This is a genomic window from Thalassotalea fonticola (genome assembly GCF_032911225.1).
GTDB lineage: Bacteria > Pseudomonadota > Gammaproteobacteria > Enterobacterales > Alteromonadaceae > Thalassotalea_A > Thalassotalea_A fonticola.
Genome location: NZ_CP136600.1, coordinates 3995805 through 4010397, shown reverse-complemented (window position 1 = coordinate 4010397; position 14593 = coordinate 3995805). Strand labels below are relative to the sequence as shown.

Annotated in this window: 10 protein-coding genes; 7 read left to right on the top strand and 3 right to left on the bottom strand. The window is 40.2% G+C overall.

Going from position 1 to position 14593, the window contains the following annotated elements:
* Positions 1-7: 7 nt before the first annotated feature.
* Positions 8-3424: a c-type cytochrome gene (locus tag RI844_RS16390; RefSeq protein ID WP_348395738.1), complete on the bottom strand. Its 3417-nt coding sequence runs from the start codon at positions 3422-3424 to the stop codon at positions 8-10.
* A gap of 428 nt (positions 3425-3852) precedes the next feature.
* On the opposite strand from RI844_RS16390, the gene RI844_RS16385 reads away from it, so the two are divergent.
* From RI844_RS16385 to RI844_RS16355, 7 genes are all read left to right on the top strand, one after another.
* Positions 3853-5028, top strand: a complete 1176-nt coding sequence (locus tag RI844_RS16385; protein ID WP_348395737.1) for a porin — start codon at positions 3853-3855, stop codon at positions 5026-5028.
* 211 nt (positions 5029-5239) lie between these two features.
* The gene (locus tag RI844_RS16380; protein WP_348395736.1) at positions 5240-5758 is read left to right on the top strand and encodes an FMN-binding protein; all 519 of its coding nucleotides are present in this window, start codon (positions 5240-5242) and stop codon (positions 5756-5758) included.
* 5 nt (positions 5759-5763) lie between these two features.
* Positions 5764-6531 carry a PepSY-associated TM helix domain-containing protein gene (locus tag RI844_RS16375; protein WP_348395735.1) on the top strand — a complete coding sequence of 256 codons (768 nt, stop codon included), beginning with the start codon at positions 5764-5766 and terminating at the stop codon, positions 6529-6531.
* Between the two features lie 127 nt (positions 6532-6658).
* On the top strand, positions 6659-6883 hold the full coding sequence (locus tag RI844_RS16370; RefSeq protein WP_348395734.1) for a FeoA family protein: 225 nt from the start codon (positions 6659-6661) through the stop codon (positions 6881-6883).
* Entirely contained in the window at positions 6883-9075 is a 2193-nt protein-coding gene (feoB, locus tag RI844_RS16365; RefSeq protein WP_348395733.1) for a ferrous iron transport protein B, read from the top strand. The genes RI844_RS16370 and feoB overlap by 1 nt, the downstream gene beginning before the upstream one ends.
* 362 nt (positions 9076-9437) lie before the next feature.
* Positions 9438-9986, top strand: coding sequence for a VOC family protein (locus tag RI844_RS16360; RefSeq protein ID WP_348395732.1), 549 nt, complete (start codon positions 9438-9440; stop codon positions 9984-9986).
* Positions 9987-10023: 37 nt separating this feature from the next.
* Complete coding sequence (locus RI844_RS16355) at positions 10024-10455, top strand: VOC family protein (RefSeq protein ID WP_348395731.1); 432 nt, start codon at positions 10024-10026, stop codon at positions 10453-10455.
* A 734-nt stretch (positions 10456-11189) separates the two neighbouring features.
* Here RI844_RS16355 and tuf read toward each other — a convergent pair.
* Positions 11190-12374 (bottom strand): elongation factor Tu, encoded by a 1185-nt coding sequence (gene tuf, locus RI844_RS16350; protein ID WP_348395720.1) that lies wholly within the window; start codon positions 12372-12374, stop codon positions 11190-11192.
* 103 nt (positions 12375-12477) lie between these two features.
* The gene (gene fusA, locus RI844_RS16345) at positions 12478-14583 is read right to left on the bottom strand and encodes an elongation factor G (protein WP_348395730.1); all 2106 of its coding nucleotides are present in this window, start codon (positions 14581-14583) and stop codon (positions 12478-12480) included.
* Positions 14584-14593 lie beyond the last annotated feature (10 nt).

The window sequence follows — 14593 nt, the reverse complement described above, 5'->3', positions numbered from 1 at the left end:
TTATTCATTATGGTGTTGATAAGAGAGCATCGGCTATTGCTTGAACTTGAGCACTCGTATAATCTGAAAACTGTCCCATACCGCCAAAATCGCCCTCTATAGCACCCGATATTTCAGCAGCTGTCGCATCAGTTTTATCGGAGCCTGTACTTCCCATTCCATTACCTTGGTGACAGCCAGTGCAATTATTTGTAAATAATGAGCTTCCATCAATTAATTCGTTTGATATAACAATGTGCTGCCTATCATTTAAAATCTCTAAACTCGCCGTCATCATTGAACCGATTGTCGCTATTGCATTGGCAATTTCGGCAGCACTTCGGTTGGCTTTATCCGCGCGTGTATGACAACCACTACAGTTATCATCAAACAGCTGTGGCTGATTGGTGATTGCTTCTTCAATGGCTTGCAACTGAGTATCATTCAACCCTTGCGACATACTGGCGCCTTTGATTTGCTCAATATTTTTATTTGTTTTATCTGAACTGCCCGAGCCTAAACCGTTTGCCGTATGACAACCGCCACAAGTATTCGTGAACAAATCAGCACCATCAATTAACTCTGTAGAAATGACGTCAAGTTGACGCTCATTTAACACCTCTAAACTCGCCGTCATCATTGAACCGATTGTCGCTATTGCATTGGCAATTTCGGCAGCACTTCGGTTGGCTTTATCCGCGCGTGTATGACAACCACTACAGTTATCATCAAACAGCTGTGGCTGATTGGTGATTGCTTCTTCAATGGCTTGCAACTGAGTATCATTCAACCCTTGCGACATACTGGCGCCTTTGATTTGCTCAATATTTTTATTTGTTTTATCTGAACTGCCCGAGCCTAAACCGTTTGCCGTATGACAACCGCCACAAGTATTCGTGAACAAATCAGCACCATCAATTAACTCTGTAGAAATGACGTCAAGTTGACGCTCATTTAACACCTCTAAACTCGCCGTCATCATTGAACCGATTGTCGCTATCGCATTGGCAATTTCAGCGCTACTTCGATTGGCTTTATCTGCTCGGCTATGACAACTACTACAGTTATCATCAAACAGCTGTGGCTGATTGGTGATTGCTTCTTCAATGGCTTGCAACTGAGTATCATTCAACCCTTGCGTCATACTGGCGCCTTTGATTTGCTCAATATTTTTATTTGTTTTATCTGAACTGCCCGAGCCTAAACCGTTTGCCGTATGACAACCGCCACAAGTATTCGTGAACAAATCAGCACCATCAATTAACTCTGTAGAAATGACGTCAAGTTGACGCTCATTTAACACCTCTAAACTCGCCGTCATCATTGAACCGATTGTCGCTATCGCATTGGCAATTTCAGCGCTACTTCGATTGGCTTTATCTGCTCGGCTATGACAACTACTACAGTTATCATCAAACAGCTGTGGCTGATTGGTGATTGCTTCTTCAATGGCTTGCAACTGAGTATCATTCAACCCTTGCGTCATACTGGCGCCTTTGATTTGCTCAATATTTTTATTTGTTTTATCTGAACTGCCCGAGCCTAAACCGTTTGCCGTATGACAACCGCCACAAGTATTCGTGAACAAATCAGCACCATCAATTAACTCTGTAGAAATGACGTCAAGTTGACGCTCATTTAACACCTCTAAACTCGCCGTCATCATTGAACCGATTGTCGCTATCGCATTGGCAATTTCAGCGCTACTTCGATTGGCTTTATCTGCTCGGCTATGACAACTACTACAGTTATCATCAAATAGTTGCGTTTGATTAGTGATAGCTTCTTCAACAGCCTGTAATTCTAAGTCGGACAAACCTTGTGTCATACTGGCATTCATTATTTGAGTAACATTGCGATTAGTCTTATCTGAACTGCCCGAGCCAAGACCATTCGCGGTATGACATCCACCACAGGTATCAGTAAACACTTGTGCACCATCAATAATCTCAGGCACAAGTGCACCTGCAATTGCTTGCACTTCAGGGTCAGTTAAATGCCCAACCATATCTTGGCGTGCAGTTAACTGCTCAAAGGTATAACTGGTTAAATCCGGTCCTGAGCTACCAGAGCCCAGTCCATTGCCCGTATGACAGCCACCACAATCACTTTCAAATAATGCCGCTCCATCAATAATTTCAGGCACAAGTGCATCTGCAATTGCTTGCACTTCAGGGTCAGTTAAATGCCCAACCATATCTTGGCGTGCAGTTAACTGCTCAAAGATATAACTGGTTAAATCCGGTCCTGAGCTACCAGAGCCCAGTCCATTGCCCGTATGACAGCCACCACAATCACTTTCAAATAATGCCGCACCATCAATAATTTCAGGCACAAGTGCATCTGCAATTGCTTGCACTTCAGGGTCAGTTAAATGCCCAACCATATCTTGGCGTGCAGTTAACTGCTCAAAGGTATAACTTGTTAAATCCGGTCCTGAGCTACCAGAGCCCAGTCCATTGCCCGTATGACAGCCACCACAATCAGATTCAAACAATGCTGCGCCGTCAATAGTTTCAGGTGTTATAGCCTCTGATATCGCCTGTATTTCTTCTGCTGTTAAGAAGTCCAACGAATTCATCGCACTTACATTGGCAATAGCATCCGTAATTTGCTGAGCTGTTCTACCTGTTTTATCACTCCCGCCAGGGGTACCTAACCCATTTGCTGTATGACAACCACCACAGTTTGTTTCAAATAGGAGCACACCATCTACCGGTGGTTCGACAATCTCCCCCTCAATAGAAACAGTTACTGTATCGGTCGCAGTTAAACCATCATTGTCAGTAACAGTAAGTTCAAATACTAAATCGGTAGGCTCAATATCAGGAACTGTAAATTTGGTTGTGGGAAAGGTTGGATTGATTAAGGTTACTGCTGTACCAGATGTTTGCTGCCATTGGTAACTTACAACATTGCCATCTGAATCGGTACCAAGGCCGAATAGATTAACAACATCGCCATACATTGCGCTCTTATCGGTTCCAGCTTCTGCTGTTGGCGGAGTTGTACCACCGCCACCATCAACTTGAACAGTAATATTTACGGTATCGGTGGCAAAATTGCTTTCTGAGTCGGTAACAGTTAGTTCAAAAGTTAAAGCATTATCTATTGGATTGCTTGGGCTGGTGAAACTTGCTGTTGCATTGTCTGAGTTTAATAGGGAAACAGTATCACCAGAGGTTTGAGTCCAGGCATAACTACTGATAGTTCCGGTATCTGTAGAGCCAGAGCCGGATAAAGTCACAATTACTTGTGAATTTACTTGCTGGTCAACGCCAGCATTCGCGGTAATGTTGGTGTCAGGGTTTTCATCGTTATCATCATCGTCGTCATGATCACAGCCAGCTAATGATAACAAGCTAATGACTAATAAGAGTTTATAAAAATTTTCTAAATGAAATAATGTTGCTGAGAGTAACCCTGAACTATTACCTGAACGCATGCTTCATCCTGATTTTTATTGATAAAATTGACCTGCCAAAAAAATCCTGTGACAGTATAAAAAATGCCCTAGTAAAATATTAGTCGGGATTTCAAAAATTGGGTAATTTTTTCGATAATTTAATAGATAATTCAAGGGATTATTTTATGCTCTACACATTTATCCCTCTCTATTTTTAAAATGATTACAATTTGTATCCTACCCCCTCATCCCTCATCTCTCATCCCTATAGGATAATTAATACCTATTAGGCGTTGCCAACCTCACACAAAAATAGCAATTTGGTGACTTTTTTTAACATTTAGTAAAAACTTGATCTAAATCAATAAATACAAATGAGAATTGTTTGCATTTAGATTTAACATTCGTTATAGTCTCGCCATAAAATAATTATCTATTAAAAATATCTTTATCAGGGAATACCAACGATGAAAAAATCAATTATCGCAACTGCGCTTATGTCTTTGTTTGCAACCAATGCAATGGCTACTGAAGAAACTCAAGAATTGCGTGATGTGATTGCAGAACAGCAAAAAGTTCTAGAGTCTTTAGAAAAACGTCTAAACGAAACTGAAAGTCGTCTTGAAGCAACTGCTGATCAAATCGATGCGAACTCATCTGCTAGCCCTTTCGCTAATACAACTATTGGTGGTTACGGTGAATTGCACTATAACAACTACGAAGATGAAGACGCAGAAATTGACTTTCACCGTTTTGTTTTATTCTTTGGTCATGAATTTGATTCAAAAACTCGCTTTTTCTCTGAGTTTGAATTAGAGCATTCACTGGCCGGTGACGACAAACCAGGCGAAGTTGAACTTGAACAGGCATACGTTGAATACGATTACAGCGAAAGCATCACTACTAAAGCAGGTTTGTTCCTTGTACCTGTTGGTCTAATTAATGAAACTCATGAGCCACCAACATTCTACGGTGTTGAACGTAATGGTGTTGAGAAGAACATTATTCCAGCTACTTGGTGGGAAGCGGGTCTTGCCGGTAACTTTAAAGTCGCCCCTGGTTTAAGCGTTGATGCGGCAATTACAAGTGGTTTAAATGTAGTTAATGATGTAACAAATAAGAATGCCTATTTGATCCGTAAGGGTCGTCAAAAAGTGGCTGAAGCAAGCGCTGAGAATTTAGCGTACACAGCTCGGGTAAAATACACAGCGATTTCAGGTTTAGAATTAGCAGCTACAGTGCAATATCAAACCGATATTACTCAAAGTGCAGCAGGTGTTGATGAAGCTGCTGCGACATTAATTGAAGCACACGCAGTTTATCAAGTTAATGATTTTACTGTTCGTGCATTATACGCCACATGGGATATTGATGGTGATGAAGCTGCCTCACTTGGTCGTGATGAGCAAACAGGCTGGTATGTAGAGCCTTCTTACAAAATTAATGAAGAGTTTGGTGTATTTGCACGTTATGCTGAGTACAACAACCAAGCAGGTGATAGTTCTTCTGACGCTGTAGAGTCAACTAGTGCAGGTATCAACTACTACTTACATGAAAACGTAGTATTTAAAGCTGACGTTGAAGAGTTAGGCGGTTCTAAAGATTCTAAAGGCTTTAATTTAGGTTTTGGTTACCAGTTTTAATGTCAAAAGTTAAATAATCACATTTTGATTGATAACGCATAATGAACACTTAAGTGGATAAGGGCTAATCTCTTATTCACTTTGTTTATTTAACAAATAAATGGCTAATACAATTTATTTCTTAAATGAATAGAAAACAAAAAATAGTACTACATTGCCGATTGTTTTTTGTTAAATTAGCAACCACAATTGCATTAGGTAAAAGATACACGTGAAAAAATTTATCATCATTCTGTTAATATTAACTGGAAGTACATTTTCAGTATTTGCTGACGATATTTATCAGTCGAATGATGAATTTTTAGCGCAAGCATTTAATGCTGAAACGCCAAAGCCAAAGGCTTTATGGTTAACTGCTGATGATAAAACAGCAATAAGTGCCATAATGAATCGCACGTTCAACCAACTGCGCGTACGTTTTTGGCAACAAGATGGTGCAACAGTGTGGATATTGGATGAAATAGGCAAAGAAAAGCCGATCACCATTGGCATTCATATAAAAGACGAAAAAATTGTTGATCTTAAAGTACTGGCATTTCGTGAAAGTCGTGGTGATGAAGTTCGTCATCAATTCTTTACTAAGCAGTTTATTAATGCCGAATTAAATGAAGAAAATCAGTTAACTCAACATATCGATGGAATTACCGGTGCAACTTTGTCGGTTAGGGCTTTAAAAAAAGTCGCACGACTTGCTCTTTGGCTCAATAATAAAACCCAAACAAAGCAATAAATACCATGGTTAAAGCATCTCAAAAAACTCTACACGCAAAACTCATTCGTCATTTACGTGAATGGCATCGTAAAACGGGTATTTTTGCGGCGCTACTACTGATCTTTTTATCTATTTCAGGTATCGCCCTGAACCATACGGAAGGTTTCAAGCTTGGCCATATTGCCATTACCAACCAATGGTTACTGCAACATTACGGGATCAAAGACCCAAGCAATACCAGGTATTTTCAGAATAAACAGTTCAGTGTAAGCGATGGCTATATCTTTAACGGCGATATATTGTTGCAAGCTGGCTCAGAAAGCGTCATCGCTATTGGCCGGTATTCAGATTTTTATCTAGTGTTGAGTCAAAATACATTAGCACTTTATGATGACACCAATGCATTGGTTGATCAGATAACCGCAAGTGATGGCCTGCCCATTGGCATTAAAGCCATGATTATTAATACCAACAAGAGCACAATTACATTAAAAAGCCAGACTGGCTACTACCAAAGCGGCCAGAACTTACTTGATTGGCAAAAAGTAGATTTCATCACTGAACCTTCATGGATTAAATCGGACCAAGTTTCCAGTGCAGATATCGATGCTGCCAAGTTACGTTATAAATCACAGTTCCTCTCGTTAGAACGAATAGTGCTAGATGCACATTCAGGTCGTATTTTTGGCGATTTTATGGTGCTATTTATGGATATTGTTGCCCTAGCAACTATTATTCTTTCGCTCAGTGGTTTGTATATTTGGATTCGTTACGCCAGAGCCAAGCGATAATTAGCCTAATTCACGCTAAATTTCTTGCTTTACATCAATTTTTATCTGATTTATTCATTATTTTATTGCTGAAATGGCCATGATTTTATAAAATGTAATGAGAATCATTATTATTTAAGGTAGTTTTATGACCCTAGTTGAATTGCAAAAAAGCCAACGAGCTAAAATAAGTTATCTCCCAGATAACTTTGATTTGACCGCGCAATTAATGGAACAGGGGTTTGCCTTAAAGTCTGAAATTTGTATGGCGCAAAAAGCACCATTTAACGGTCCTATTGCATTTAACCTCCATGGCACAAAGATTTGTCTTGCTACTAACATTGCCAAGCAAATCGGTATAGAACTAGTCTAATGTCTCAACTTTCCCATATTGCCCTGGTCGGTTTTGCAAACGCCGGCAAAAGCACTTTTTTCAATAATTTAACTGGTTCAAAACAAAAAACAGGAAACTGGACCGGTGTAACTGTTGCCAGTACGCAAAAACAATGTAATTTACTTGGCCAATCAAGACTATTGTCAGATTTACCTGGGATAAGCTCGTTAACCGCGAAAGCACAGCAAAGTAAAGATCTATCGATAACCCAAGACTTCCTAAAGAATGAAAACATTGATTACCTAATTAATGTTGTCGATGCTACCCAACTAAAAAGGCAATTATATTTAACCACGCAATTATTAGAGCTTGGTTTGCCAATGTGTGTGGTATTAAATAAATCTGATCGTAAAGAAACTGATGAACTAAACTTTGATATTTTATCCGAGCAATTAGGCTGCCCTGTTATTGCGGTAAACAGTTTTGATAAAAACACTACAGCTCAAATTGAAGCAGTTATGGGGGCCTCAAAAAGCAATACTACTCGCCCTAAAAATCTTGTTTTACCTGAAAATATTTTAGCTCAAATAACAGAAAACAATTGCGACTTACTTGAATTAGAACAAGGCGGTTGTCAGAATAATCAATGCCAAAGTCATAATGAAGATACTATCGCGATAATGCAGTCACGTTACAACTTCATTAATGATTTATTGGCTAAAGCGACAATTGTTGCCAAAGAATCTCATTCATTTAGTGATAAATTAGATAAATTCATCTTGCATCCATTACTCGGTTTACCCGTATTTTTATTAATGATGTATTTGTTGTTTATGTTTGCAATCAATGTTGGTAGTGCATTCATCGACTTTTTCGATATTTTTGCTGGTGCCATTTTCGTCGATTACCCACAGCATTACCTCGTCCAATTAGATTTACCAATATGGATATTAACGATTATCGAAGGGGCTGGGTTAGGCATCCAAACAGTCGCAACATTTATTCCTGTTATTGCCTGTTTATTTATTGGATTATCACTTTTAGAAAGCAGTGGTTATCTTGCCAGAGCAGCGTTTGTTGTCGATAGCTTGATGCAAAAAATTGGCTTGCCTGGCAAAGCATTTGTGCCGTTAATTGTGGGTTTTGGTTGTACTGTACCTGCCGTTATGTCGGCGCGTATATTAGATAGCGAACGTGAGCGCATTACTACGATTATGATGGCTCCATTTATGTCTTGTGGTGCCAGGTTACCTGTTTATGCGTTATTTGCCACAGCATTTTTTCCTGACTCAGGGCAGAACATAGTATTTTTATTATATTTAATTGGTATTGCAGCAGCATTATTTACCGGTTTATTGCTTAAACATACGATATTGATGGGCACTAATTCTGTAAATATCATGGAATTACCATTATACGAACTGCCTAAACTTTCCGACTTAATAATGCGAGTATGGCGAAGGACACGTTCTTTCCTTCTAGGTGCAGGTAAGATCATTATTATTGTTGTTTGTATCTTAAACTTTTTTAACTCCTTAGGTACGGATGGTGAGTTTGGTCATCAAGATACAGAGCAATCATTATTGAGTCAAAGTGCACAAGTAGTTACGCCTCTTCTAGCCCCTATGGGTATAAAAGAAGATAACTGGCAAGCAAGTGTAGGTATCATCACCGGTATATTTGCCAAAGAAGCTCTTGTAGCAACGTTTAACAGCTTATATTCGGCCCCTGAACAGGAAGGCGTACAATTAAGTTCAATGGCTGAACTATGGGATGAAGCCTCTGCCACTGTCTTGGAAAACTTGCTCGGCATTAAACCAGATGATCCACTTGGTACAGATATTGGTGATGTTTCTGATATCCATATTGCAGCTGCTGAACAAGGCGTTGAAGAGAGCACGATTACCATCATGCAATCTGCATTTGCTGGCACTATTGGTGCGTTCAGTTATTTGTTATTCATCTTACTCTATACACCATGTGCTGCAGCCATGGGCGCGATTAAGAATGAAGTTGGTAGCCGCTGGGCGACATTCGCCGCACTCTGGAGTCTGGCTCTTGCATACTTGGCCGCTGTATTTACTTTCCAAATATTTAATATTGCAGCGCAGCCGGTATACGCCAGTATCTGTTTGCTTGCTGTTGTTACCACCTTTGTACTTATTTATGGCTGGTTAAAACGATTTGGTAAACAGATTCTAACAATTCCAGTACAAGTATCATTTCGTTAATGTAAGAAAATTAATTTAATAACTTTGACTATCTAAAGAGCGCTGAAGCGCTCTTTTTTTTATTTCAGGCAGAATAACTTAGAATTACCAAGGATAGCTCGAATTCTGTTCCTTCGATTTATCCAATATGGCTTTTTCGTACAAGGCGTTACCTAACAACACAACCACATTCCTCTATCAGTAATTTTCACTATTATCGATGTTGATTTAATCACTGAATAATCCCAAACGAGCCATAACAAAATAGATATATCCAGCGCGCAATCGATTATAACCCTGTTATACCGAGCTTGATCTAGATCAATTTTTTTAAAAGTTTTTCATCAATAATAAACTCATCAATCACTTATTTGAGCAGCAATATGTTTAAACCTAAACCTAAAAAGCTTGGCCATCTTGTATTACGAGTTTCAAACCTGAGCGAATCTATAGAGTTCTATCAACAAATTGTTGGTCTGCAGGTGTCCGATAAAGTTGGCAATAGGATGGCCTTTTTACATGCAGGTCCCGATCATCACGATTTAGCGTTAGTACAAATGAGTAATGCTGAAATCGAGCAGGCAGCTAATGTATTTCACAATGTTGAGCATTTTGCTTACCAACTTGATAGCTATGCAGAAATTGAACAAGCGACAGAAATGTTGCTTTCAAAAGGCATAAAAATAACTCGTGGTCCGGGCAAGCATGGCTCAGGTGAGAATTATTTTATTGTGTTTCAAGATCCTGATGGTAACAACCTTGAATTCTATTCCGACATGCGGCAAATAACTAAAGACAATCCATATGAACCAAGCGTTTGGAATGATGACATAGATACTTTCGATGTCTGGCGTTGTAAGAACTTTGTGGTTGAACCACCCGCCGGTATCAAGAAAAAACTTGCGCAGATTAATCAGCCTAAAAAGGCTTAATGTTAAATTACTTAATAAAAACTTTTGGAGATATAATATGACCTCAACAAAACTAGATAGACCAAAATTACGCCATATTGCGATTTCAGTAGACGACCCTTTTGCTACCGCAGATTTTTATATACAAGCCTTTGACATGGAAAAAGTTGGGGAAACAGACTCTCCACTAGCCCGAGGTGTATATGTTTCGGACGGGGTGATATGTTTAGCAATTTTGGCTTTTAAAAACGACTACTGGGCAGGACAAAACGGTAAAAAATATCGTGGCATCCACCATATGGGTTTTCACGTTAACAACCTTGATGATGCTAAAGACTCAGTTACATCCGCTGGCGGTGAACATTTTGCTGGCCGACCTTCCTCCTCTGAAGGTGATACTTCTACCGTTGTTTATGAAGAAAAGTATTATGATCCAAACGGTATCATGATCGATGTATGTGAGCGTGGCTGGCCAACAGCTCCAAAGTAATAAAAAAAGATGTTAGAAGGCAAATGCGGGGGATTGAAAAATATCCTCGCTGTCAAATATGGAGGACCCAAATTCATAACGAACCAGGAAGAATAGCTCTTCGTTTCTCGTTTCTCGTTTCTCGTTTCTCGTTTCTCGTTTCTCGTTTCTAAATTTTAGCCAATAAAAAAGGCCGCGTTAGCGACCTTTTTCAGTGTTCTATAAAATATCGATATTAGTCAATGATTTTAGAAAAACCGCCATGGACTGCTCTAATTCATCCCTGAATCCACAGCATTAGTAATTCCCTCTACGTCATGGCGGGAATGCAATTAATGCTGGGAGCAATTAATTGTCAACACCAGCACCTACTGTACGACTCTAACTTCGGGTCAGAGACCCTCGTGAAAATTACTAAAATTAGTACCATTCGGACTAATTTCTTAACGCATTTTCTCATCACGGAACACCGTGAAGTTGGTAGAACAGGCAATAAAAAAGGCCGCAACGCGACCTTTTTCAGTGTTCTATAAAATATCGATATTAGTCGATGATTTTAGATACAACACCAGCACCTACTGTACGACTCAAGTAAATCATAAATGATTTATCTGTAAGCCAGAGGCTTACAGCGATAACTAAAAATAGTATCTATTTTCTTAACTTTATCGTCTTCACGGAACACCGTGAAGCTGGCCGTAAAACAAAAAGAGCGCCGAAGCGCTCTTTTTTAAGGTTTGGGGTTTACCAAATCATTAGTCAATGATTTTAGATACAACACCAGCACCTACTGTACGGCCACCTTCACGGATAGCGAAGCGTAAACCTTCTTCCATCGCGATTGGGTTGATTAGCTCAACAACAAACTTAAGGTTGTCACCTGGCATTACCATTTCAACACCTTCAGGTAACTCTACTGCACCTGTGATATCCGTTGTACGGAAGTAGAACTGTGGACGGTAACCTTTGAAGAATGGTGTATGACGACCACCTTCATCTTTACTTAACACGTATACTTCTGATTCGAATTTAGTGTGCGGGTTAACTGAACCAGGCTTACATAATACTTGGCCACGTTGTACGTCTTCACGCTTAGTACCACGTAATAATACACCACAGTTCTCGCCAGCACGACCTTCGTCAAGAAGCTTACGGAACATCTCTACACCTGTACATGTAGTAAGGGTAGTGTCTTTGATACCTACGATAGCAACTTCGTCACCAACTTTTACGATACCACGTTCAACACGACCTGTTACAACTGTACCACGGCCTTGAATTGAGAAAACATCTTCGATTGGAAGAATGAAGTCACCATCAATTGCACGCTCTGGCTCTGGAATGTAAGAATCAAGTGCATCAGCTAACTCAACTACTTTCTCTTCCCACTTAGCTTCACCTTGAAGGGCGCCTAATGCTGAACCTTGGATTACTGGTAAGTCATCACCTGGGAAATCGTATTCGCTAAGAAGTTCACGAACTTCCATTTCTACTAATTCTAATAACTCTTCGTCATCTACCATGTCACATTTGTTCATGAAAACAATAATGAATGGTACACCAACTTGGCGTGATAATAAGATGTGCTCACGTGTTTGTGGCATAGGACCATCTGTAGCAGCAACTACTAAGATTGCGCCGTCCATTTGAGCAGCACCAGTGATCATGTTTTTAACGTAATCGGCGTGACCAGGACAATCTACGTGTGCGTAGTGACGTGAATCTGTATCGTACTCAATGTGAGAAGTATTGATTGTAATACCACGCTCACGCTCTTCTGGAGCATTATCGATTTGTGCGAAATCTTTAACTTCACCACCGTGTACTTTAGTAAGTACAGCTGAGATTGCAGCAGTTAATGTTGTTTTACCGTGGTCAACGTGTCCGATTGTACCTACGTTTACATGTGGTTTCGAACGTTCAAATTTTTCTTTAGCCATTATTCTAATACCTTAAAGTTTATAATAAGCATGCGCTATATAGGCAAGCTCGAATTAAATTACCAAATAAAATGGTTTATCTTATTTGGTTCGCCAGTTGCAGTTAATATCCGCTTGGCTGACAAATCGATTCTGTTACATTTTTTGGAGCTTCATTGTACTGCTTGAACTCCATTGAGTATGATGCGCGGCCTTGTGTTGCACTACGTAAATCGGTAGCGTACCCAAACATCTCAGAAAGTGGCACTAATGCCGTAACTATCTTAGAGCCTGCAGGACCTTCATCCATACCCTCAATCATGCCGCGACGTCGGTTTAAATCACCAACTACGTCACCCATGTTTTCTTCCGGTGTAGTTACTTCAACATTCATCATTGGCTCAAGCAGAGCAGGTTTTGCGTCAAGCACACCTTGCCTAAAGCCTATTGAAGCAGCTACTTTAAAAGCCATTTCATTTGAATCAACATCATGAAATGAGCCATCAAACAAAGTCGCTTTAATATCTAACAAAGGAAAACCAGCTAAAACGCCGTTTTGCATTTGCTCTTCACAACCTTTTTCAACTGCACACCAGTATTCCTTGGGCACAGCGCCACCAACAATCTCGCTTTCAAATTGGAAGCCTTCGCCTTCAGCCAAAGGTTCAATTTTAAGCCAAACATGTCCAAATTGGCCACGTCCACCAGATTGACGTACGAATTTACCTTCCACTTCCACAGTTTTGCGGATGGTTTCACGATAAGATACTTGTGGTTTACCAACATTACAGTCAACTTTAAACTCGCGTTTCATTCGATCAACAATGATATCTAGGTGTAATTCACCCATACCAGAGATAATCGTTTGACCGGTTTCATCATCTGTTTCTACGCGGAACGATGGGTCTTCGGCAGCAAGTTTACCTAGAGCTACACCCATTTTTTCTTGGTCAGCTTTTGTTCTTGGTTCAACTGCAATAGAAATAACTGGCTCTGGAAATTCCATACGCTCTAAAGTAATTACTTTGTTTGGATCACATAAAGTATCACCTGTTGTTACTTCTTTCATACCAATTAAGGCCGCGATGTCACCAGCGCGAACTTCTTTGATTTCAGCACGATCATTGGCATGCATTTGCACAATACGGCCAATTCGCTCTTTCTTCGCTTTAACTGCGTTATAAACCGCATCGCCAGAGTTAACCACACCCGAATATACGCGGATAAAAGTTAGCGTCCCTACGAATGGGTCCGTTGCAATTTTAAACGCCAGAGCCGCAAATGGCGCGCTGTCGTCAGCTTCACGAGTACCTTCGGTTTCGTCTTTGTCATTATTAATACCGGTTATCGCTTTAACTTCAGTAGGCGATGGTAAATATTCAACAACGGCGTCAAGTACCGCTTGTACACCTTTGTTCTTGAAAGCAGAGCCACAAGTCACAAGGATGATTTCATTATTTAGGCTGCGAGTTCTAAGACCTGCTTTGATCTCTGCTTCAGATAACTCACCGTCTTCCAGGTATTTATCCATCAATTCTTCAGAAGCTTCTGCTGCTGATTCAACTAAGTGCTCGCGCCACTCTTCTGCTAAATCTTGCATATCACTTGGGATGTCTTCGTATGAGAAAGTCATGCCGTGATCAGCTTCATTCCAGTTAATTGCTTTCATCTTGATAAGATCAACAACACCGGTAAATTCTTCTTCACTACCAATAGCTAGCTGCATTGGTACAGGATTCGCACCAAGGCGATCCTTCATTTGTTCAACAACACTTAGGAAATTTGCACCGGTACGGTCCATTTTATTAACAAATACCAGGCGTGGTACTTCGTATTTTTCCATTTGACGCCATACGGTTTCAGTTTGTGGCTGAACACCAGATGAAGCGCAAAGTACTAGTACGGCACCATCAAGTACACGCAAAGAGCGTTCTACTTCAATAGTAAAGTCTACATGGCCGGGAGTGTCGATGATATTGATACGGTGGTCTTTGAATTGACCTTCCATGCCTTTCCAGAAACAGGTAGTCGCAGCGGATGTGATAGTGATACCACGTTCCTGCTCTTGTTCCATCCAGTCCATGGTTGCAGCACCGTCATGTACTTCACCGATCCTATGAGATAGGCCAGTATAAAAGAGTACACGTTCAGTAGTTGTGGTTTTACCAGCATCTACGTGAGCACAGATACCGATGTTACGGTATAGCTCAATAGGAGTCGTACGAGCCACTTTACTTAAT